Below are 22216 nucleotides of genomic sequence, written 5' to 3'. Positions count from 1 at the left end.
TACATTCTTCGACCCCAGGTCCTTGGTAAAACAGCCGCCATCCCGCGGCTGACCAGGACCTCTCGATGACTGCTGCAAACTCATTGGCGTGCGCCTGTCTCTGGCTGCTGGCGAGCCTTGGCCATGCCGAGCCCCTGATCAAGCCCACCGCCATCGACTGGTTGCTGGACTGCCCGCTGCCCCACGTTGAGGGCCTGGACCCCGAGGTGCTCGCGCGCACCCAGTGCGGCATCGTGACCATACCGCGCAATTACGCTGCGCCGCGTCAAGGCAGCATCCGTCTCTACCTGACCCGTGTGGGCGCCCGCGAGCCGCTGAACCGCGCCGGCCTGGTCTTTGCCCAGGCCGGCAACGCCTCGAGAAGCAACACCGGCGGCACCTTCGCCATTCAGTTGGCCAGCCGCTGGGGCGACTACTCCACTCAGGCTTACCGCAGGCTGCTCAATTACTATGACGTCATCGAACTCAGCCACCGCGACCTCAAGCACGACAAAAGCGTCGAACACGCCGCTCGGGACATGGAATTCGTACGTGCCCAGCTGGGCGATGCACAACTGCTTTACCTGGGCAATGCTGACGCCACGCGGCTGGGCAACCACTACGGGGCGCTGTATCCGGAACGCGTCGCGCGCATGGTGCTGGTCAATGCTCCATACGGAGAAAAGGCTGCGCCCCTGGTCGAGCAGCTGCGCCTCAAGGAGCCCGCTCAGACGGCGGCCAGCGGCTGCATCAACCGATGGGTCGGCGACTTCCTGGCCTATGGCAGGCAACCGCCCCCGTCCACACGCTGCCTGGATTCGGGCAATTGGGAGTAGCGCGTCGTTTACGACCTGTTGCCGCCGAAAACGACACCCTGCGTTGACGCTCCGTCGCAATCGTTATTAAGTGCTATTTATCCGCATTAATACGATAAATCGAACCCATGCTGACTCGCCCGCTACGCCGCAAACGCCAGAAGCTGTCCGACGTGATTGTCGAGTCGGTCAAGCGCTCCATCGTCACCGACGCCTTGAAGCCCGGCGACCGCCTGCCCACCGAGCGTGAGCTGATGGAAAGCTTCCAGTGCTCCAAGGGTTCGGCCCGTGAAGCGCTCAAGGCCCTGGAGGTCGAGGGGCTGGTGAGTACGCGCACCGGCCCCAGCGGCGGTGCCTACCTGAACCAGGCCGGCACCGAACCCGCCAGCCGCGCGTTGCGCAATTACCTGCACTTCCAGCACCTGGACGGCGAGCAGGTGTACCAGTTGCGCAAGGTCATCGAAGTGGAACTGGCGGTGTCGGTGCTCGGGCGCCTGAGTGAGGACGACTACCGGGCATTGCAGGACAACGTGGATTTCTGCAGCGCCCCCGAAGACAGCGAAGCCGGCCAGCGCGAGCAACGCCTGGCGGAACTGGAGTTCCACAACCTGCTGGCCAAGGCCTGCCCCAACCCGTTGCTGAGCTTTATGGCGCAATTTCTCAACGACCTGCTGCGCGACCTGGTGGTACTGAAAAAAGCCTACAAGCCCAAGCGCAAGCAGTTCGACGCGGCCAACCTCGACTATCACAAGCAACTGCTGAGCGCCTTTCGCGCCGGGGATGAAGGCGCGGTACGCAGCCTGATGCATGAACACATGTGCGATGCCGAACACCATATGACCGCGCTGGAAGGCCAGGTCAGCCCGCACTTTCTACTGGAGTTCGACCACAACCACTGAAAACACCCCGCCCACAGTTGACTGCATTCACTGCGTTACCCCAATAACAGGCCTGCCCACAGGCCCTGCTCCACCGTATCGCCCTTGCTACTCCTGCCAATAACTAAACCAGGGAGTCACCCCATGCAGCGTCGTACGTTATTGAAAGCCAGTCTTACCGCAGCCGCCGCCCTCAGTCTTCCGCTGAGCGTGCGTTCGGCATTCGCCGCCGAGCCCTTTACCTTTTACGGCCTCAAGTCCATGTCCGGCGCCTTTGCCAGCTATGGCAAGTTTGCCGACATGGGTTCGCGCCTGGCGGTGGCACAACACACCGAGCTGCTGGGCCGGCCCTTGAACTACAAGGTCATCGACACCGAGGGCAACGCCGGCAAGGCCGTGCGCAAGGTGCAGGAAGCGATCCAGCAGGACGGCGCGCGGTTCTTCCAGGGCTGCACGCTGTCGTCGTCGGCACTCGCGGTGGCCAAGGAAGTCGACAAAGTCGGCGGCGTGTTCATGACCCCGGTGGGTGCCGATGAAGTCACCGGCAAAGACTGCAACCACGCCACGTTCCGCTGGTCGGTGCCCACCTACGGCGCGATCCGCGAAACCATGGTGCCGCTGATCAAGCTGCTGCCGGATGCCAAGCGCTGGTACACCATCACTCCGCAATATGTGTTCGGCGAAGCGCTGCTCGAAGGCGCCAGAAACGTGCTCAAGGAACATGGCCTGGAGCATGTCGGCAACAGCTACCACTCGCTGCAGGAGCAGGAATTTTCCGGCTACCTGACCAATGCCATTTCCACCAAGCCGGATGTGTTGGTATTGCTCAACTTTGGCAGCCAGTCGTCCAACACCCTGCGCCAGGCGGTGAACTTCGGCATCAAGGAGCGCATGAAAGTGCTGCTGGTGTGGTCCGCCGGCCTCGACCAGTTCCAGGAACTGGGCAGCGATATCCTCGACGGTGTGTACCTCGGCGCGCAGTACTGGCATCAGGTCGACACCCCGCTCAACCGCGAACTGGTCAAGCTGACCCAGGCCAAGTACGGCATCAACCCCACCTACCCGTTGGCCGCCGACTACATCAGCACCAAAGTCATGCTCGACACCATCATCGCCACCGGCAGCTTCGACGGGCCGACCGTGGCCAAGGCCATGCAGGGCCTGAGTTTCGAAGGCCCCACCGGCAAGGAGTCGATCCGCGCAGGCGACCACCAGGTGATCAAGGACTACTACCTGCTGATCGGCAAGGCCGCCAGCGAGATGGCCGACAAGGATGACCTGGCCAAGGTGCTCAGCGCCGGCCAGTCCTTCCCGCCGGTGGAAGCCACGGGCTGCACGCTCGCCTGATCCGCTAAAACACCACCGTTGTACACGGCAGGGCCGCCCGGGCGGCTACCTGTTCGAGGGTTTCTGCATGCTTAATCTTTACCTGTTCCAGATACTCAACGGCCTTGGGTTGGGAATGATCTACTTCCTGATCGCGGTCGGGCTGACGATCATTTTCGGCCTGCTCAACTTCGTCAACTTCGCCCACGGCGCGTTCTTCCTGCTGGGCGCCTACATCTGCTACACCGCCGTGAGCCTCACCGGCAACTTCTGGCTGGCGCTGTTGATTGCGCCGCTGGTGGTGGCCGCGTTGGCCTGGGTGATCGAGCGGCTGTTGATCCAGCGGATCTATCACTTGCCGCACATGTTCCAGATCCTGGTCACCCTGGGCATCGCGCTGATCATCCAGGAAGCCAGCGTGATGATCTGGGGCCCGGTGGGCAAAAGCGTCGCCGTGCCGGAACTGCTGCGCGGCGTGCTGGTGGTGGGTGATTTCGTCTACCCCTACTACCGCCTGTTCCTCATCGTGTTTTCCGGGCTGGTGGGCCTGGGCCTGTGGCTGCTGCTGGAACGCACGCGCTTCGGTGCCCTGGTGCGCGCCGGCAGTGAAAGCACCGAGACCGTGTCGCTGCTCGGCACGAATATCTTCCGCCTGTTTTCCATGACCTTCGCCCTCGGCGTGGGCCTGGCCGGCATGGCCGGGGTGCTGTTCGCGCCGTTGCGCGGTGCGCAGCCGTTCGTTGGCCCGGAGATTCTCGGCATCGCCTTCGTGGTGGTGGTGATCGGCGGCATGGGTTCGTTCAGCGGTGCGCTGGTCGGCGGTTTGCTGGTGGGCGTGGTGCAAAGCCTGATGACCACACTCTGGCCCCAAGGCGCGAGCCTGATGATCTACGGCGCCATGGCCGTGGTGATTCTGGTGCGTCCTTACGGCCTGTTTGGGAGAGCCTGACATGAGCGAGAAAAATCCCCTGCCGTTTGCCAAAACCCAATCACGCGCCATGTTGCTGTGGGTCGTGGCGGTGCTGATCGGCCTGCCCGTGCTATTGCCCTCGGCGACCCTGGCCAGCGAGATCCTGATCTTTGCCATGGCGGCCCTCGCCTGCAACCTGTTGCTGGGCTACACCGGGCTGCTATCATTCGGCCAAGGCATCTTCTTTGGTGCCGGCGCCTACTGCGCGGCGCTGCTGATGATCCACCTGCAACTGGGCCTGTTCACCGCGCTGCTGGGCGCCGCCATCGCCGGTGGCTTCCTGGCCTTGCTGGTGGGCGCCCTGGCGATCCGGCGCACCGGCATCTACTTCGTGATGCTTACGTTGGCCTTCAGCCAGATGGCTTACTTTGTCGCCTACACCTTAAGCGACTGGACCGGTGGCGACAACGGCCTGCTCAGCGTGCCGCGCCCCGAGATTCGCCTGGGTGACACCGTGCTGCTGTCCCTGGCCGACACCCGTGCGTTCTATGGCTTTGTCGCGGTGCTGTTCCTGTTGATCTTTATCGGCGCACGCCGGGTGATCGCCTCGCCGTTCGGCAGCACGTTGATGGCGATCCGCGAAAACGAAACCCGCGCCTCGGCCATCGGCTACGACACGCGGCACTTCAAGATCCTGGTGTTCGTGCTGTCCGGCGCGGTCACCGGGATTGCCGGGGCGCTGTACGCCATGCTGCTGCACTTTGTGCCGCTGTCGAATATCGACCTGGCGATGTCCGAGAACATCCTGATCATGACCATTATCGGCGGCACCGGTTCGCTGTTCGGTTCGTTGCTGGGCGCCGGGTCCATCGTGCTGCTGGGGGATTTTCTCTCCGACCTGTGGCCCCGTTGGCTGATGCTGCTGGGGGTGATCCTGATCCTGGTGGTGATCTTCATGCGCGGCGGTTTGTGGGGCGGCCTGGCCGCGTTGTTCGAGCGCGTGCGCGGCCGTCGCAAGGCCGCCGTCGTCGCCAAGGAGGAAGGGCTATGAGCATCCTGTTGGAAACCCAGGACCTGGAACTGGCCTATGGCGCGTTCCGTGCAGTGAACGGCGTGAACCTCAAGGTCGAAGCCGGCACCATCCACACCATCATCGGCCCCAACGGCGCGGGCAAGACCAGCCTGTTCCACTGCCTGACCGGTGAACGCCAGGCCACGGCCGGGGCGATTCATTTCGACGGCAGGAACCTGATGCGCAAGCCGGCCCACGGCCGCGTCGGCCTGGGCATGGCGCGCTCGTTCCAGCTCACCAGCCTGTTCCAGAACCTCAGCGTACGCGAAAACCTGCGCCTCGCCGCCCAGGGCCGCGACGGCGCACGTGCGCTGAATTTCTGGCGCCGCGTGGACAGCAAGCGCGAACACCTGGAGATGGCCGACCAGGTGCTCGAACGCCTGCAACTCAGCGCCCGCGCCGAGACCCTGGCCGGCGAGTTGTCCCACGGCCAGCAACGGGTGCTGGAGGTGGGCATGTCGATCTGCTCCAAGCCCAAACTGTTGATGCTCGACGAACCCACCTCGGGCATGGGCATCGATGACATCCCGATCATGACCCAGTTGATCAGCGACCTCGGCCGCGACCACACGGTGCTGTTGATCGAACACAACATGAGTATCGTCATGTCCATCAGCCAACGCATCACGGTGATGAGCCACGGGCAGATCCTGGTGGAAGGCACGCCGGAGTTCGTGCGTGCCGATGAACGCGTGCGCAGTGCTTATCTTGGGGAGGCTGCCTGATGCTGATCGTCGAGAATATCCATTCCTACTACGACAAGAGCCACGTGCTCGAAGGCGTGTCGCTGAGGGTCAACCCCGGCGAACTGGTGACCCTGCTCGGGCGCAACGGTGCCGGCAAGACCACCACCCTACGCAGCATCCTCGGCATCATCTGCCCGCGCCAGGGCCAGATCCACTTCAACGGCCAGGCGCTGGTGGGGCAGAAAATCTTTGAAATCGCGCGCCAGGGCCTGGCACTGGTGCCGGAGAATCGCGGGATCTTCCGCCTGCTGACCGTCGAGGAAAACCTGCGCATCGCCGTGCGCAAGACCAGCCGCTGGCAGCTTGAAGACGTGTACGGCATGTTCCCGCGCCTCAAGGAGCGGCGCAGGAACGCCGGCCATGCGCTCTCCGGCGGCGAGCAACAGATGCTCGCGATCGCCCGCGCCCTGCTCAACGATCCGCAGCTGCTGATCCTCGACGAACCCACCGAAGGCCTGGCCCCGGTGATCGTCGACGAACTGGTGAAGATCCTGCGCAAGGTCAAGGACGACGGCCTGCCGGTGCTGCTGGTGGAACAGAACCTGATGGTCTGCGACAAACTCGCCGACCGCCATTACGTCCTCGAACAGGGCCGCGTGGTCTACGAGGGCAGCGCCGCCGCCTTCCGCGCCGACCCGACCATCAAGAACCGCTACCTGGCGCTGAGCGCCTGACGGGAGATTGCAGATGAACAGTTTTGCGCAACCACTCCAGGGCAACGCCCCGCTGATCAACCGCGACCGCCTGTGGCAATCACTGATGGACCTGGCGCAACTGGGCGCCACGGTCAAGGGTGGCGTGTGCCGCCTGGCCCTCACCGACCTGGACCGCCAGGCCCGTGACCTGTTTGTGCAGTGGTGCGAGGCCGCCGGGTGCAGCGTCAGTGTCGATGCCATCGGCAATATCTTCGCCCGTCGCCCTGGGCGTAATCCCGCCCTGCCCCCGGTGATGACCGGCAGCCACATCGACACCCAACCCACCGGCGGCAAGTTCGACGGCTGCTACGGGGTGATGGCCGGGCTGGAAGTGATCCGCACGCTCAACGATTTGAACATCGAGACCCAGGCGCCGATCGAAGTGGTGGTATGGACCAATGAAGAAGGCTCGCGCTTCCCGCCGTGCATGATGGGCTCCGGGGTATTTGCCGGTAAGTTCGACCTGCAGGACACCCTCGACAAGCAGGACGAGCAAGGCCTGTCGGTGGGCGCTGAATTGCAGCGCATCGGCTATGCCGGTTCGCGTGCGGTGTTGGGCCACCCGGTCGGCGCGTATTTCGAAGCACATATCGAGCAAGGCCCGGTGCTGGAAGACCAGGCCACCACCATTGGCGTGGTCATGGGCTGCCTGGGCCAGAAGTGGTTCGACCTGACCCTCACCGGCGTCGAAGCTCACGCCGGGCCGACGCCGATGCACCTGCGCAAGGACGCCCTGGTCGGCGCCGCCGAGGTGGTCAGCGCGGTCAACCGTATCGCCCATCAGCAGCAACCTCACGCCTGCGGCACGGTCGGCTGCCTGAGCCTGCATCCGGGTTCGCGCAATGTGATTCCCGGCCAGGTGCACATGACCCTCGACCTGCGCCACCTGCATGCCGACAAGCTGCAGGCCATGGTCGATGAAGTGCGCGGCGTGATCGAAGCCACAGCAGCCCGGCACGGGTTGACCTTCGAACTGACGCCCACCGCCGATTTCCCACCGCTGGACTTCCACCCGGCCTGCGTCAACGCCGTGCGCGATGCGGCGGGCGCCTTGGGCTTGAGCCATATGGACATCGTCAGCGGCGCCGGGCATGACGCGATTTTCGTCGCAGAACTGGGCCCGGCCGGGATGATCTTTGTGCCGTGCGAAGGCGGCATCAGCCATAACGAAATCGAAAACGCCGCGCCGGATGACCTGGCGGCCGGTTGCGCGGTATTGCTGCGCGCCATGGTCAACGCGGCGCAGGGAGACAGGGCATGAGTGAGATGGGCCAACTGACAGCGGTGCAACTGCTGGAGCATTTCCGTAACAAGACCTTATCGCCGGTGGACGTCACCGAAGATGCGCTGCTGCGTATCGAGCGCTACAACCCGGTGGTGAACGCCTACTGCCATGTCGACCCCGAGGGCGCGCTGCACGCGGCGCGGGCGTCGGAAGCACGCTGGTTCAAGGGCGCGCCCTGCGGCGCGCTGGACGGCGTACCGGCGTCGATCAAGGACCTCACGCTGACCCTCGGCATGCCCACCCGCAAGGGCTCACGCACCTCGTCGGCCGAGGGGCCGTGGGACGTCGACGCGCCCTTCCCGGCCTTTATGCGCAAGGCCGGCGCGGTGCTGCTGGGCAAGACCACCACCCCGGAGTTCGGCTGGAAAGGCGTCACCGATAACCCGCTGTACGGCATCACGCGGAACCCGTGGGACACCCGCACCACGGCGGGCGGTTCGTCCGGTGGCGCCGGGGCGGCAGCGGCGCTGAACCTGGGCGTGCTGCACCAAGGCAGCGATGCCGGCGGCTCGATTCGCATCCCCTGCGCGTTTACCGGCACCTTCGGGATCAAGCCGACGTTCGGCTATGTGCCGCAATGGCCGGCCAGTTCGATGACCATCCTCTCGCACCTGGGGCCGATGACCCGCACCGTGGAAGATAGCGTGTTGATGCTGCAAGCCGTCGCACAACCGGATGCGCGGGATGGCCTGATCGGTGCGCCGAGGACCACGCCATGGCTCACGCCGCACACGGATTTGAAAGGCCTGCGCGTGGCCTACAGCCCCACGTTTGGCTACGTGGATGTCGACCCGCAAGTCGCCAAGGTGGTCGCCCGGGCGGTCGAGGGCCTGGTGCAGCTGGGTGCCCATGTCGAGCAGATCGACCCTGGCTTCAGCGACCCACTGGAAGTGTTCAGCACCTTGTGGGCGGCGGGCGCGGCACGCCTGACCGGGGCCATGAGCGACGCGCAGAAACAGCTGCTGGACCCTGGGCTGCTGCGCATTGCCCAGCGTGGCGAGCAACTGAGCCTGGATGACTTCAACGCAGCCCTCGAAGCCCGCGCCGCGCTGGTGGCCCGGATGGCAGCGTTCCACGAGCACTACGACGTGCTGGTTTCGCCGATGATGCCGATCACCGCGTTCGAGGCCGGGCACAACGTACCGCCCGGTTCCGGGATGCAGGAATGGACCGAGTGGACGCCGTTCACCTACCCCTTCAACCTCACCCAGCAGCCGGCGGCGTCGGTGCCGTGCGGCTTGGCGGCGAATGGCTTGCCGGTGGGGTTGCATGTGGTGGGCGCGCGGTTTGCCGATGAGCAGGTGTTGCGAGTGTGCCGGGTGTATGCCAAAGCGTTTCCGACCCGGCACTTACAGACACCGATCACCCCAACACTGTAGATCCAAATGTGGGAAGGAGCTTGCCCCCTCCCACATTTTCTGACCGCACTCCAATCCCCTGCCTCTACAATGTCCCCCATTCATCCCTGGGGGCTTCATGGACATCGAACTGGCACGCACTTTCCTGGAAATCACCCGCTGCGGCAGCCTGGCCGCCGCCGCCGAGAAACTGCACGTCACCCAGACCGCCATCACCGCACGCGTTAAAAACCTGGAAAGCCAACTGGGCAGTACGCTGTTCGTGCGCAACCGCGCCGGTGCACGCCTGACCGCCGACGGCGAGGCGTTTGTGGTGTACGCCAACCAGTTGCTGCAAACCTGGGAAGCCGCGCGGCGCGACCTGCCTCTGCCCGATGGCTATCGCAATGTGCTGCATATCGGCGGTGAAGTCAGCCTGTGCAACCCGCTGATGCTCGGTTGGGCCCGGGCCCTGCGCGAACAGATCCCCGGGCATGCCCTGCGCACCGAAGTGCGTGAAGGTGAATACCTGCTGCGGCAGCTGGAGCTCGGCGTACTCGATGCGGCGCTGGTGTTCCAGCCGCAATACTGGCCGGGGTTGCAGGTGGAGCAGGTGCTGGAAGAAAAACTGATCCTGGTGCAATTGACGAGCAAACCGGCCCCGTACGTCTACATCGATTGGGGCCCGGGTTTCCGCCAGCAGCACGACGCTGCCCTGCCCGACAGGGCTCGCGCGGCGGTGAGTTTCAACCTCGGACCGCTGGCATTGCAGTACATCCTCGAGAACGGCGGCGCCGGCTATTTCCGCACGCGGGTGGTACAGAGCTACCTGGACAGCGGCGTGATGCAGCGCGTGCCCAAGGCCCCGGAGTTCAGCTTCCCGACGTTCCTGGTGTACTCGCGGGCACGGGATTCGGCGGTGTTGCAACAGGCCCTGGGGCTGCTGCGTGAAGTGGTCAAGGCCGAGAGTGACTGGTCGCAGCGCTGGGACCCGTTGATCTGAATCCCTTCACCGGTGCAGTGCGCAAAACTCGCAGATTCCCGTGTACCAACTAAGCTCAGTCTCCAACAAAAAAACCTGAGCAGCCCGCCATGGTCCACCCCACCGAGACGTTTCGCAGCCGCTACCGCGCCGAGGTCAGCCCCCATTACAACCCCTGGCTGCACGCCGGCTTTGTGCTCGGCTATGGCGTGTGCTGCATCGGCCTGGCCGGGGCCTCCACCCACCGAGTTACGCCGTTCGAGTGGCTGACCGTGCCGCTGACCCTGGTGTTCTTCAACCTCTGTATCTACCTGGTGCACCGCCACCTCGGCCATCACAAACACGCCTTGGCCCGCCTGTTCTATGCGCGCCACACCGGTGATCACCACAGCTTCTTTACCCCCGGCCACATGACCTACGACAGCCCGCGAGACTGGCGGGTCATTCTCTTTCCGGCGTGGCTGATCGTGCTGCACAGCCTGGTCATCACCCTCCCCGCCTGGTGCTTGCTCCAGCACCTGAACGCCAATGTCGCCGGGCTGTTCGCCGGGAGCATGATCCTCGGTTACCTGCTCTACGAAGTGTTCCACGCCTGCGAGCACTTGCCCGCCGACCACCCGGTGGCGCGCCTGCCGTGGATTCGCCAGATGCACCGACTGCACGCCCTGCATCACCGCCGCGAGCTGATGCAGGGGCGCAATTTCAATATCGTCCTCCCGCTGATGGATTACCTGTTCGGCACCCTGTACTGGGAACCGAACCCCAACGACAACCAGGAATCGTCATGAGTACCCGTCGAAAGAAAATGCGTCATCTGCTGTTTGTGCTGCTGCTGGCGGTGATCGCTTTCCTGCTGTTGATGCCGACCAAAGTGCAACCGGTGAACTGGGCTCCACCCAAGGCGCCATCGATGAAGGAAGGCGCCTATGCCGACAACCAACGCCTCAAGGCTGTGCAGAAAATCGGCGCCCAGGGCATCGCCGGCCCCGAGGCCTTGCTGCTCGATGCCCAGGGGCTTCTGATCAGCGGGCTGCATGACGGCCGCATCATCCGCACGTCGCCCGACAGCCCCACCCTGGAAGTGCTGGCCAACACCGGTGGTCGGCCGCTGGGCATGGCACTGCACCCGGACGGGCGCTTGATCATTGCCGACGGGGTCAAGGGCTTGCTCGCGCTGGATCCCCAGCGCCAACTGACCGTCCTGAGCGCCAGCGCCAATGGCGTCCCCTTTGGCTTTACCAATGACGTGACCATCGATGCCGGCGGGCGCTATGCGTACTTCAGCGATGCTTCGAGCCGCTGGGGTTATGGCCAGGATGGCGAGGCGGTGATCGAGCATGGCGGCGATGGTCGCCTGCTGCGCTATGACTTTCGCAACGGCACCACCGAGGTGTTGCTGGACCAACTGCAATTCGCCAACGGCGTGGCCCTCGGCCCCGATGAAAATTACCTGTTGGTCAATGAAACCGGGGCGTATCGCATCAGCCGCTACTGGCTCAAGGGCGAACGTGCGGGCAACCACGACTTGTTTATCGACAACCTGCCCGGCCTGCCGGACAACCTCAGTTTCAACGGCCAGGACCGTTTCTGGGTGGCGCTGTACTCACCACGCAACCCGCTGCTGGACAGCTTTGCCGGCTACCCCTTGCTGCGCAAGGTGATGGTGCGTGCGCTGATGGTGGTGCCCAAGCCCATTGAGCGCAAAGCCTTCGTGCTGGGGCTGGATACCGATGGCAAGGTCATCGCCAATTTGCAGGATGGCAGCGCCGGCAATTACTCGCCCATCACCACGGCCCGGGAATATGGCGACTGGCTGTACCTGGGCTCATTGAAGAATACGAGCATGGCGCGCTTGCCGTTGAAGCTGGCGTTGGCGCAATAACGCAAACAGGGCATACAGGCGCCTGGCCTGTATGCCCTGGGTACTACGGGTCACTCATGTTCAGCTCTTGGTGCTGCTCAGCAAGGTCTGTTTGCACAGGTGGCCGAAGCTGACGAACTCGGTGTTGTCACCACCGACGCCGATACCCGGGTATTCCAGTACTTCCATGCGCCACACGCCGTAGTTGAAGTCGGTACGCCAGGTGTTGTTGTAGCCCTGGGCGTAATCGACAAAGGTGGTCTGGAAATCACCGAAGCAGGTGCCCACGTTGATCGTGCCCGCCGCTTGGCCCGCACTGTCGGTCGCCGCCGAATACGCCTTGTAGACGATATCGCCGTTGGCCGGGTCGATCCGCTGGTCGAGATAGACGATCGGGTGCAGGCCCACCAACGGTGCACCGGTGCTGTCCGACAGGCCCATGGTCCAGGTCAGGTCGCGATAGGCTTGGGTGGTCATGTAGCCGTAGCCCACGCCGGAAGCCGAATACGGAATGCGCAACACGTTCGCCTCGCCCTTCACATCCGGGCTGTTGACCCGCGGGTTGGAACCGAACGACAAGTTGTACTTGCCGGTCGCGCTCCACGGCTCGTTCGGGTGCTGGTTCGGCCGCACACGCACCTTGACCACGCCACCGACACCCGGGCTCGGGATCGAGGTCGACACGACGTTGGCCCCCACGGTGACCCACTGGGCGCCATCGAAACGCTCGAGGATCCACTTGTTGCGCGTGCTGCCACTGGTCGCATCGGCCGTCAGCGCAATACCCACACTCTGGCCACGGACGGCGGTGAAATCGAAGTAATCGACATCATCCAGGCTGTCGGCGTTGCCGTTGATGTAGTTGAGGGTGTCCGGCAGTTGGAAAGCCGTGTCCGGGGTGTCATTGGGTTCGAACGCATCAAGGTTGGTATCGACCGCCACACCGAACTGAAAGCTCGAGCCCTGGACCGCAGCGTTGGCTTCCATGAACCAGTAGTAATCACCGGCCGGCACCACGCCGCCAAGGCTTTCATCGCCCGTGCCGGGGTTATTGGAGGTGCCCAGGGGCAGCGGATTGCCCTGGCCATCGTCCTGGAACAGCGACAACGACATGTCGGTGCCTGCGGTCTGGTTGACCAGCAGAACATTGATCCGCGCCTTCTGCGGCAGGTTGAAGTGGTAGCACAGCAGGTCGCCGGTTTGCACCCCATCGATCGTGTAGAGCGAGTTGATGTCCAGCGTCTGCTCACAGCCCTGGACCAGCGCAGCCTGTACGGCAGGCGCCGACGGGGCCGTGGTTTTCTGCAGCTTGGTCACCCTGGCCGGCGCAGTGCTGTCTTCCACCACCGAGTCAGCCTTCGCCTTGGGGGCAAACAGGGTTTTCTTCGGCTGGGCACCCGCCAGCAATTGCTGCTTGAGCGCAGCCGTCGCCTTGTTGGCCTTGATCTTCGCAGCGCTTTTCAAGCCTTGCTTGACCGCAGGAGGCGCCGCTTGCGCAGCCAGGTGAGGGTATTGTTCAGCGAGGGCAAAGGCCGAGACAAAGCAGGTGGCCGCCATGGCCGCGCCGAGCATAAAGGCTTTTTTCGATTTCATTTTTTATCCATCCATAGTTAAAAACTGAAGGTCAGGTGACATCCGGTCACCTGGGATGGAATCTAGCCAACAACTGTATGCATGTCCAGTATTTTTGTAGGAAATTTCTTCATCTAATACCCGGTCATCTCCAGGTACCCCACCCCACCCTCAAACCGTACCGGCCCTTCCCAGTACGGAATACTCAGGTTCATCCAGGCCTTGGGGTTGACAGCCTGGGTGGTGATATCCAGCTGCTTGCCGGGAATCTTCAGCGACCAGCGTGTGGGAATCTGGCGACCGTCGATCGCCGTGGTGTCCAGCGGTGCCAGTTGGATGTCGGCGTTGTGCAGGGTCTGGGTGTGGCCTTCGCGGTCGATCCAGGTGCCGGTCAGGTAGGACGCGCCGTCGGTTTGCCGCACCCGAAACAGCATCAGTTGCTCGCCTCGGTCCAGGTGCAGGGAGAACCAGTCCCAGCCGGTCTGGCTGGCGGTCAGCGGTTGGCTGCTCCATTCGCGGTCGAGCCACGCGGGGCCGCTGACCTGGTACGTCTTACCGTCGATGCTGACATTGCCCTCGGCGGTAAAAAACGGCTGGCTGTAGTAGTACGACGCCTGGCCCTGATCGGATTTGCGGCTGTAGCCGTTGTCGCCTTGCAACACCAATGGCCGGCTGGAAGTCAGGCGCAGGTCGTAGGCAAATTGCGCACCGCTGGCCTTGAGTTGCATGTCCGCCAAGGCGCTCGCGGCACCGGGCTGGCTGGCGAAATTCCAGTCGTCGATCCAGGCGTTGAACGGCGCTGCCTGCGCCCCGGCCTGGCCAACGCCGCCGCGGGCGAAGCGTTCGGCAGCGTAGTGGCGGGTGGCGGAGGTGACGGCGGCGTGGCCGAGCCATACGGTCGAGTCGTGCCAGCCCGCTTGCGTCGGCCCGGCCTTGAGGGCGTTGCGAAACAGCGTCCATTGCACGCCGAACACATTGCCCTGGGCATCCTTGAGGTTGGCGGTGACGTACCACCACTCGATCCGAAAGCCATCGTGGGGGCCATGGTCCTCGGGAAAGCTGAAGACCTTGCCGGGCAGCACCTGGGCAAAGTCGGCCGCGTCACTGCCCAGGCCGGCGAAGCTTTCCGGCGGCGCAGGTTGTTGGTCGCACGCGCCTAACAGCAACAGAAGAAGCCCTGTAGGAGCGAGCTTGCTCGCGAAAAACGTCAACGATAACGCGGGCATTCCGGCTGCACACGGCGCTCTCGGTTTTTTCGCGAGCAAGCTCGCTCCTACAGAGAGGACAGCCAGGAACAGAGGCTTAATCTTCATGGGCAAACGTCCTCAACAAATCCGCCGGACGGCTGCGGTACAGCTGCCATAGGGGCCAAGCCGACGCCAACAACGTGGCCAACATCGCCAGCCCCAGCAATTGTGCGAGCTGCCACGGGAACACTTGCAACGGCAGGCGCCAGCCAAAGGCCTGCACGTTGATCACCGCATCCAGGCACCACGCCAGCAACAGCCCCAGGGGCAAGGCCAGCAGCAGCGTGAGCACCGCCAGCAGCCAGGTTTGCCCCAGGTTCAGCAGCATCAATTGCCTGCGCGTCACCCCCAATGCCCACAGCGGGGCGAGTTGGCCGAGGCGGCTCTGGCTCTGGGTCAGCAGGCTGATAAACAGCGCTACGCCGGCCACGCCCAAGGTCAGGCTGTTGAGCGCAGCGGTGGCGGCGAAGGTGCGCTCGAACACCTGGCTCGACCAGCCCTTGAGTTGCTGTTGATCGACGATACGGCTGTCTTCCAGGGCAAAGGCGCGCTGCACTTCAGCCACCAGCGGCGCCACGTTTTCCGGCAACACCCGCAGGTTGAATCGCGCCGGCGTCAGTGTCGGCCAGTGGGCCAGCAGGTGCCGGGAATTGACCAGCACGTGGCCCTTGGGGTTGCCGTAATCGGCGTACACCCCCACTACGGTGGGCGACCACACACCCTGGGGCGTGGGAATGCTCACCGTATCACCCAGCGTCACCCCGAGCCGCCGCGCCAGCTGTTCGCTGAGCATCAGGGTCTCGCCTTGCTGCAACTGGTCCCACGGCGCCCTCGCCGCTTCCAGCAACGGCCAGTGCTGGCGATAGGTCGGGTCGTCGACCACGCCAAACAGATCCGCCGGCCAGCCCTGCAATTGCACCGCGACCTGCCAGGTGGGCAACACGGTTTGCACCAACGGTTGCTGCGCCAGCCAGGCGCTGAGTTGCTCTGCCTGGGCCGGGGTTTGCGGGTTGAGGTACAGCTCGGCGGTAAGGCGTTGCTCCAGCCAGTTATTGAAGGTGTGGCGAAAGCCCGAGGTCATGGAGCCCGCGCCGATATTCGCGGCCAGGGCCAACAGCAGCGCCATCAATGCCAGGCTCAGGGCCGGCAATTGTTGGCGGCAGTCAGCCAGGAACCATTGGCCGAGGACCGAACGGCTGCGCCCCCATACGGCCTTCAACAGCCCATTGAGCACGACCGGCAACCCCAGGGCGGCGCCGAGCAGCAAGGCCGCCATCAACACAAAGCCCGCCGCCAGACTGTCGCCCAGCCATAACGCCAACAACGCAATCAGTAAGGCCGTAGCCGCGACCCAGCCCTGGCGCCGCAACCAGCGCCCATGGGCCTCGTGCCAGGCCTGGGCGTTGGCCAGCGCCAGCAACGGCAAACGCGCCGCGCGCCATAGGCTGCTGGCGCCGGCAAGCAAGGCGCCGAGCAGGCTCAAGCCCAACCCTGCCGCCCACCACCAGGGACTCAAGCTCAATTGGCCCGGCACCTCGGCGCCATACAAGCCACGCAGGCTGGCGGCCACATCCGGCAGCAACAGGCTGGCCAGCAGGTAACCACTGGCGACGCCGAGCACGCCCCCCAACAGCGACAACGCCCCCAGCTCCACCCCCAGGCCGAGGATCAACATCCGCGCACTCACCCCGCAGGCGCGCAAGGTGCGCAACAACCCGCGCCGCTGCTCCAGGGCCAGGCCGATGGCCGCGTGGACGATAAACAGCCCCACCACAAAGGACAGGAAGCCCAGCGCATCAAGGTTCAGGTGAAAGCTCTCGGTCAGCCGCGCGAGGTTATTCTCCTCGCCCTGCTTGAGCTGCAGCCCGGCGGGCGGTGTGGGATGGCGAGCGGCGAAGGCCTTGTCCACCAGCAGCCGTGAGAGCTGGCCGGGCATCTCCAGCAGCGCCTGGGCAAACCCGATATCGGTGAGCAACAGGCCGGGCGCCATATCCGCCTGGACTTGCAATGGCGGCAGGCGCTGCCCAGTCAGCGTGAGCGGTTGCTGGCCCTCGCGCAGTCCCAGGGTCTGCAAGGTGTGCGGTGCAATCCAGGTACGCCCCGGCGGTTCAAAGAAGGCCAGCATCTGCGCCTGGCTCAGGCGCTGCCCCGCCACCGCGCCGCTGCCGGGCAACGACAGCGGCTCAATGCCCATCAATTGCAGGCGCACGTCCTCATGCCCCTTGAGTTGCAGCCGCCCCTGTACCACCGGCGACACCGGCCACCCGGCGCGGCGCAGTTGGGCAAACAGCGTTTGCGCGAAACTGGCGGCGTCCGGCGCACTGAGGCTGGCCTGGGGTTCGCCGCCGATCAATTGGCTGGCACGCGCGTAACTGTCGCGGGCCTGGCTGTTAAGGGCCTGCACCCCGGTCAGCAGCGCGGTCGCCAGCCACAGGCCGGTGAGCACGCTGAAGAACTGCACCGGATGGCGTCGCCAATGGCTGAGCAAGGCACGCAAGGTCCAGTAGAACACCCTCACGTCGGCATGACCTGTCCGTGATGCAGCACCACTTGCCGGTCCAGGCGGGCGGCGATGCGTGGGCTGTGGGTGACCATCAACAGGCTGGTGGGACTGTCGCGCAGCAGGTCCAGCAGCAGTTGCAGGACCTCGTCGCTGGTGGCTTCGTCGAGGTTGCCGGTGGGCTCGTCGGCCAACAGCAACCCCGGGCGCGAGGCCAACGCCCGCCCCACCGCCACCCGTTGCTGCTGGCCGCCCGAGAGTTGTTCCGGGTAACGCTTGAGCAAGTCCCCCAGGCCCAGGCGTTCGACCAATTGCGCCTGCCACTGCGGGTCAAAACGCCCCGCCAGGCGGGCCTGGAACGCCAGGTTGTCGTCGACGCGCAAGCTGCCGATCAGGTTGAACTGCTGGAACACCAGGCCGATTTCGGTACGCCGCCAGTGGGCCAGTCGCGCCTCGCTCATGCGGTCAAGGCGCTGCTCACCTACCAGGATGCTGCCGCCGTCCACCCGATCAAGCCCGGCAACCAAGTGCAGCAGCGTGCTCTTGCCGCTGCCGGACTCACCCATCAACGCCAGGCTGCTGCGCGCGCCCAGGTGCAAGTCGACCCCCGCCAACACCGCCAACGGGCCTTGGGGGGTGGCGTAGCTTTTGAAGACACCTTGCACCTGCAACATGGGAACACTCATCGGATGGCTGGCAATCGAGAATAACGGCTGAGGATCAAGGCCACGCAAATTTTTCACATGCTTTTCACCGGCCGCCCACCCACCGCACTTTAAATTGCCGGGCATGCGTCACTCGTCGGCAACTTTTTAGTTGTCACGCCTGGCAACTTCTAACCGCAGCATGTTCAGCGAAAAGACAGCCACCCTGTGACAGCCTCGCGCTTCACTTCGGGCACTTGCCGACAAGTTGCGCCTAATTAATACAACACAGCCGATAGTGACCATGGTGAATGTAGTGGTTGACCTTACCCTGATTAAACCACGCTCGCGCCGAGCCTTTTTCAAGCGCCTCAAACCGCTTTGGCTCGGACTTGCCGTGCTCGCCGTGCTGCTCACTTGCGCGCTGTTCTGGCCGACTTCCCCGCGGGACCTTGGCGTCGGCAACCGCCTGCTGACCTCCCAGGTGCTGCCGCTGTGGCGCGACGGCGACCTGATCGTACTGGTGCGTCATGAAGAGCGCTGCGACCGTTCGAGCAACCCGTGCCTGGGCCCGGTGGAAGGCGTGACGATCAACGGCAGCCAACACGCCGAAAACCTGGGAAAAGCCTTTAAATCCCTGGGCATGGACGGCACCGACGTACTCTCAAGCCCCGCCATTCGCACGGCCCAGACCTCGCGTTTCATGTTCGGCAAAACCGACATGACCTCCAGCGAACAAGCCGTCTGCGGCAAGGCCATGGGCGAAGAACTGCTCAGCCACAAACAAGCTGGACGCAACCTCGTATTCGTCACCCACAGCGGTTGCATCGCCGACTTTGAAACCGCCCTGGGCTTCCCCCACGCCACGTTTTCCGAGTACGGCAGCGCGCTGTTCGTGCAGGTGCTGGCCAACGGCAAGTTCAAGGCCCTGGGTATCATGAAAAACCAGGACTGGCCTGCCGCGCTTAAACAAATCTAAGTCATTCCCTTCCCGCCGCTACGGCTTATGTTCAGCAAAAAGACAGCCCTGTTCTGGCATGTTTAGTTGCGTCCTTAATTAAGGTCGTTATGACTATTCCCTGTTATTTAGTGACCGCTGTGACGACTTTCGCCATTACTTCATTAGTTGAAAAAACCACCATCAGACGTCAAGGAGCGACGTTTTCATGACTCGCCTGAAACCCCTGCCGGTACTCTTGCTGGCCTTCGTCGCGTTTTATCTGTTGCCACTGGGCCTGCACGGTTTGTGGATACCGGATGAAACCCGCTACGCCCAGATCAGCCAGGAGATGCTCCTGAGCGGCAACTGGGTGGCACCGCATTTCATGGGCATCCGCTATTTCGAAAAACCGGCCGCCGGTTACTGGCTGATCGCCCTGGGCCAGGCCGTGTTTGGCCAGAACCTGTTCGGCGTGCGCATCGCCTCGGCCTTGACCACCGGCTTGAGTGTGCTGCTCGCTTACCTGATCGCCCGTCGCCTGTGGAACGACCCGCGCAAAAGTTTCGCCTGCGCCCTGCTCTACCTGAGCTTTGGCCTGGTGGCCGGGCAAGCGGGGTATTCCAACCTCGATCCGCAATTCACCTTGTGGGTCAACCTGAGCCTGGTGGCGCTGTGGTTTGCCCTCGACAGCAGCACCCTGCGCAACCGCCTGGGCGCTTGGGCCGTGTTGGGTTTTGCCTGTGCCATGGGGTTCATGACCAAGGGTTTCCTGGCGTGGGCGCTGCCGGTGCTGATTGCCGTGCCCTATATGCTCTGGCAGCGCCGCCTGGGCGAGTTGCTGCGGTATGGCCCGCTGGCCGTCGGTGTGGCTGTGCTGGTGTGTTTGCCCTGGGTGCTGGCGATCCACACTCAGGAACCGGATTTCTGGCGCTTCTTTTTCTGGAATGAACACATCCGCCGCTTCAGCGCCGATAACGCGCAGCACGTGCGGCCCTGGTGGTTCTTCCTGCCGATCATGGCGGTGGCTTGCCTGCCGTGGGCCGGGCTGCTGCCCGACACCCTGTACCAGGCCTGGAAAGAAAAGCGCCAACCGGCGATCGCCTTCCTGGCCCTGTGGCTGCTGCTGCCCCTGGGCTTGTTCAGCCTGAGCAACGGCAAGCTGCCGACCTACATCATGCCGTGCCTGCTGCCCCTCGCATTGCTGATGGGGCATACCCTGAGCGAGCTGGTCAGCCAGGGCAAAACCCGCACCCTGCGCCTCAATGGCCTGCTCAACTTCGTGATCGGCATGGCCGCCATGGTCGGGCTGATCTACCTGCAAATCGCCCGGCCGCTGTACAGCAACAGCCACGCCGAGATGTTCAGCCTGTCCCTGGCGTTTATCGTGCTGCTGGGCTGGATCCTTGCCAACCTGCTGCAAAGCGTGCGGCCGCTGACGCTATGGGCGATGCCGGCCTTGGGCATCGGCCTGCTGGTAGTGCTGCTGCCGTCAAGCATGCCGGCCTACATCGCCGATAACGAAATGCCCGACCAATTTGTGCTGGAGCATCTGGATGAGTTGCAGCACACCCACGCGCTGCTGAGCAATGAACTGGAGAGCGCCAGCGCCTTGGCCTGGCGCCTGCAACGACCCGACGTGGCGCTGTATGACACCGAAGGCGAGTTGCGCTACGGCTTGCAGTACGCCGGTGCGGTCACACGCAAAGTGGAGTTGGAACAGGTTCAGGGCTGGCTCAAAGAGGCGCGCCAGCACGGCTCGGTCGGCGTGCTGCTGCGGGTCAACAGCACCAGTGAAATGCGCGAGGCCGGGCAATTGCCGCCCGGAGGCAAGCGCTACTACAAGGGCTACCTGGAACTTATCCTCTACCCGCAGGCGCCATGATGCCGGGTTATTTCAAGACCGAACGCGGCGCCCTGCTGCTGTTGCTCGGCGTCTCGGCCCTGCTGCTGCTCACCGGCCTGGGCGCGCGTGACCTGTGGGGCCCGGAAACCCGCTGGGCGAATATCGCCTTGCAGATGCTGCAAAGCGGCGATTATTTCGACCCGTACCTCAAGGGCATGCCCTATTACGACAAACCCCTGCCCTCCTACTGGCTGATCACCGGCGCGGCCCACCTGGTGGGGGGCCTCGGCCCCTGGTCGTTGCGCCTGCCATCGGTGATCGGCGCGTGGTTGAGTGTGTGGCTGGTGTACCTGATCGGCGAACGCCTGTTCCGCAAGGGCACCGGACTGATCGCCGGCTGGATGCTCGCCACCACGTTCTACTTCCTGTTCTGGGCCCGCGTGGCCACGGCGGATGTGCTCACCGTGTGCGGCGTGCTGGCAGCCGTCGCCTGGTATTGGCGCGGCCCCGACGACACACGGCTGTGGCGCTACACGGTGTTTTTCCTGTTGCTGGCCCTGACGTCGTTGTTCAAGGGCCTGATCGGCTTCGTGCTGCCCGGTCTGGTGCTGTTGCCGCACCTGCTCGGCGAACAGCGCTACAAGCGCCACCTCAACCTGCGCCTGCTTTTGGCCGTACTGATCGCCGCCGCGGTGTACGCCGTGCCGTTCGTGCTGTCGCACGTCTACGGCGCACCGGCCTATGGCGCGAGCGGCCTGGCCTTGGTATTCCGGGAAAACGTGGTGCGTTTCTTCGACCCCTTCGACCATATGGGGCCGATCTACACCTACCTGATCTACCTGCCCGCCTACACCCTGCCCTGGACCCCGTGCTGGCTGCTCGGCCTGTGGCTGGCCGTGCGGCACTGGCGTCACACCCCGCCGAACGTGCGCTGGCTGGTGTGGGGCCTGGGCCTGCTGTTTGTGTTCTTTACCGCCAGCGGCAGCCGGCGCAGCTACTACGTACTGCCGCTGGTGCCGTTTGCCCAGTTGCTGGCGGCGTGGTGGCTGAGTGAACGCGTGTTGAAAAAGCCCGCCAGTTGGCCGCGCTGGCAGAAGGGTTTGGGTATCGCGGCCGCACTCATGCTGTTGATCCTGGGCGTGGCCTATCCCTGGTCCAACAGCAATGGCGGCGTGACCCGCTTCGCCGAGGATGTGAAAGCCGAGGCCGTGAAAAGCGCACCCTGGAACCAATGGCAAATGGTGCTGGTGGAAGTCGACAACAAGGTCCCGATGTACCTGCAAAATGGCGGCAAGCCGTTCTACTACATCGCCGAGACCCAGGACTTTCCCCGCCAGGGTGACACCGCCGCCTTCATGGCCTGGCTGGAAAAAACCAGCGGCCAGGCCTTCGACCCGCAACGTACGATCATCGTCGCGCAGTTTTCCAAGGATGACCCGACGCCGCTGGCGTATCTGGGTGCCGACCATCAGTGGATCACCACCCAGCCGGACAATGGCGAGCGGCTGTTTCACCCGCGTGAAGAGGGCAGTGTGGCGTTTATCCCTGGGCCTGACTAAGGATCAGCATGGGCACGCGTTTTTT

At 63.8% G+C, this 22216-nt stretch carries 19 protein-coding genes; 15 read left to right on the top strand and 4 right to left on the bottom strand.

Going from position 1 to position 22216, the window contains the following annotated elements; genetic code table 11:
* Positions 1 to 65 precede the first annotated feature (65 nt).
* The 12 genes from AC07OP_RS12345 to AC07OP_RS12290 all read left to right on the top strand — a co-directional run bounded on the left by AC07OP_RS12345 (position 66) and on the right by AC07OP_RS12290 (position 11907).
* Positions 66 to 815: an alpha/beta fold hydrolase gene (locus AC07OP_RS12345; protein WP_495101766.1), complete on the top strand. Its 750-nt coding sequence runs from the start codon at positions 66 to 68 to the stop codon at positions 813 to 815.
* Between the two features lie 107 nt (positions 816 to 922).
* Positions 923 to 1693, top strand: a complete 771-nt coding sequence (locus AC07OP_RS12340) for a FadR/GntR family transcriptional regulator (protein WP_115487043.1) — start codon at positions 923 to 925, stop codon at positions 1691 to 1693.
* Positions 1694 to 1816: 123 nt separating this feature from the next.
* Positions 1817 to 3019 carry an ABC transporter substrate-binding protein gene (locus tag AC07OP_RS12335; protein WP_115487042.1) on the top strand — a complete coding sequence of 401 codons (1203 nt, stop codon included), beginning with the start codon at positions 1817 to 1819 and terminating at the stop codon, positions 3017 to 3019.
* 67 nt (positions 3020 to 3086) lie between these two features.
* On the top strand, positions 3087 to 3947 hold the full coding sequence (locus AC07OP_RS12330) for a branched-chain amino acid ABC transporter permease (protein ID WP_065923782.1): 861 nt from the start codon (positions 3087 to 3089) through the stop codon (positions 3945 to 3947).
* Between the two features lies 1 nt (position 3948).
* Entirely contained in the window at positions 3949 to 4959 is a 1011-nt protein-coding gene (locus AC07OP_RS12325) for a branched-chain amino acid ABC transporter permease (protein WP_495101767.1), read from the top strand.
* On the top strand, positions 4956 to 5705 hold the full coding sequence (locus tag AC07OP_RS12320) for an ABC transporter ATP-binding protein (RefSeq protein ID WP_027606164.1): 750 nt from the start codon (positions 4956 to 4958) through the stop codon (positions 5703 to 5705). The genes AC07OP_RS12325 and AC07OP_RS12320 overlap by 4 nt, the downstream gene beginning before the upstream one ends.
* Positions 5705 to 6400 carry an ABC transporter ATP-binding protein gene (locus tag AC07OP_RS12315; RefSeq protein WP_115487040.1) on the top strand — a complete coding sequence of 232 codons (696 nt, stop codon included), beginning with the start codon at positions 5705 to 5707 and terminating at the stop codon, positions 6398 to 6400. Before AC07OP_RS12320 ends, AC07OP_RS12315 begins: the two co-directional genes overlap by 1 nt.
* A gap of 13 nt (positions 6401 to 6413) precedes the next feature.
* Positions 6414 to 7682: a Zn-dependent hydrolase gene (locus AC07OP_RS12310; protein WP_495101768.1), complete on the top strand. Its 1269-nt coding sequence runs from the start codon at positions 6414 to 6416 to the stop codon at positions 7680 to 7682.
* Positions 7679 to 9085 carry an amidase gene (locus tag AC07OP_RS12305; RefSeq protein WP_115487038.1) on the top strand — a complete coding sequence of 469 codons (1407 nt, stop codon included), beginning with the start codon at positions 7679 to 7681 and terminating at the stop codon, positions 9083 to 9085. The genes AC07OP_RS12310 and AC07OP_RS12305 overlap by 4 nt, the downstream gene beginning before the upstream one ends.
* A gap of 97 nt (positions 9086 to 9182) precedes the next feature.
* Positions 9183 to 10046, top strand: a complete 864-nt coding sequence (locus AC07OP_RS12300) for a LysR family transcriptional regulator (protein ID WP_027606159.1) — start codon at positions 9183 to 9185, stop codon at positions 10044 to 10046.
* A gap of 89 nt (positions 10047 to 10135) precedes the next feature.
* Entirely contained in the window at positions 10136 to 10813 is a 678-nt protein-coding gene (locus AC07OP_RS12295; protein ID WP_495101769.1) for a sterol desaturase family protein, read from the top strand.
* Complete coding sequence (locus AC07OP_RS12290) at positions 10810 to 11907, top strand: SMP-30/gluconolactonase/LRE family protein (protein ID WP_065948440.1); 1098 nt, start codon at positions 10810 to 10812, stop codon at positions 11905 to 11907. Before AC07OP_RS12295 ends, AC07OP_RS12290 begins: the two co-directional genes overlap by 4 nt.
* Positions 11908 to 11967: 60 nt before the next feature.
* Here the strand turns inward: AC07OP_RS12290 and AC07OP_RS12285 are convergent, their stop codons facing one another.
* The 4 genes from AC07OP_RS12285 to AC07OP_RS12270 form a co-directional block, all read right to left on the bottom strand.
* The gene (locus AC07OP_RS12285; RefSeq protein ID WP_495101770.1) at positions 11968 to 13479 is read right to left on the bottom strand and encodes a hypothetical protein; all 1512 of its coding nucleotides are present in this window, start codon (positions 13477 to 13479) and stop codon (positions 11968 to 11970) included.
* A gap of 113 nt (positions 13480 to 13592) precedes the next feature.
* A complete protein-coding gene (locus AC07OP_RS12280) occupies positions 13593 to 14684 on the bottom strand; it encodes a lipocalin-like domain-containing protein (protein ID WP_495101771.1) in 1092 nt (363 codons plus the stop codon).
* Positions 14685 to 14760: 76 nt separating this feature from the next.
* Positions 14761 to 17223, bottom strand: a complete 2463-nt coding sequence (locus tag AC07OP_RS12275) for an ABC transporter permease (protein WP_495101772.1) — start codon at positions 17221 to 17223, stop codon at positions 14761 to 14763.
* On the bottom strand, positions 17220 to 17879 hold the full coding sequence (locus AC07OP_RS12270) for an ABC transporter ATP-binding protein (RefSeq protein ID WP_115487032.1): 660 nt from the start codon (positions 17877 to 17879) through the stop codon (positions 17220 to 17222). Before AC07OP_RS12270 ends, AC07OP_RS12275 begins: the two co-directional genes overlap by 4 nt.
* A 274-nt stretch (positions 17880 to 18153) precedes the next feature.
* Between AC07OP_RS12270 and pmrG the strand changes: the two genes are divergently transcribed.
* The 3 genes from pmrG to AC07OP_RS12255 all read left to right on the top strand — a co-directional run bounded on the left by pmrG (position 18154) and on the right by AC07OP_RS12255 (position 22191).
* Entirely contained in the window at positions 18154 to 18828 is a 675-nt protein-coding gene (gene pmrG / locus AC07OP_RS12265; protein WP_065940225.1) for a lipopolysaccharide core heptose(II)-phosphate phosphatase PmrG, read from the top strand.
* A gap of 187 nt (positions 18829 to 19015) precedes the next feature.
* Positions 19016 to 20671 carry a lipid IV(A) 4-amino-4-deoxy-L-arabinosyltransferase gene (arnT, locus tag AC07OP_RS12260; RefSeq protein WP_495101773.1) on the top strand — a complete coding sequence of 552 codons (1656 nt, stop codon included), beginning with the start codon at positions 19016 to 19018 and terminating at the stop codon, positions 20669 to 20671.
* Positions 20671 to 22191 carry an ArnT family glycosyltransferase gene (locus AC07OP_RS12255; RefSeq protein WP_495101805.1) on the top strand — a complete coding sequence of 507 codons (1521 nt, stop codon included), beginning with the start codon at positions 20671 to 20673 and terminating at the stop codon, positions 22189 to 22191. The genes arnT and AC07OP_RS12255 overlap by 1 nt, the downstream gene beginning before the upstream one ends.
* The last annotated feature ends 25 nt before the right edge of the window (positions 22192 to 22216 follow it).

The organism is Pseudomonas sp. GW821-FHT09D08 (assembly GCF_059416305.1).
Note: the sequence above shows the minus strand (reverse complement) of the source record. Positions and strands in the feature narration are given on the sequence as shown.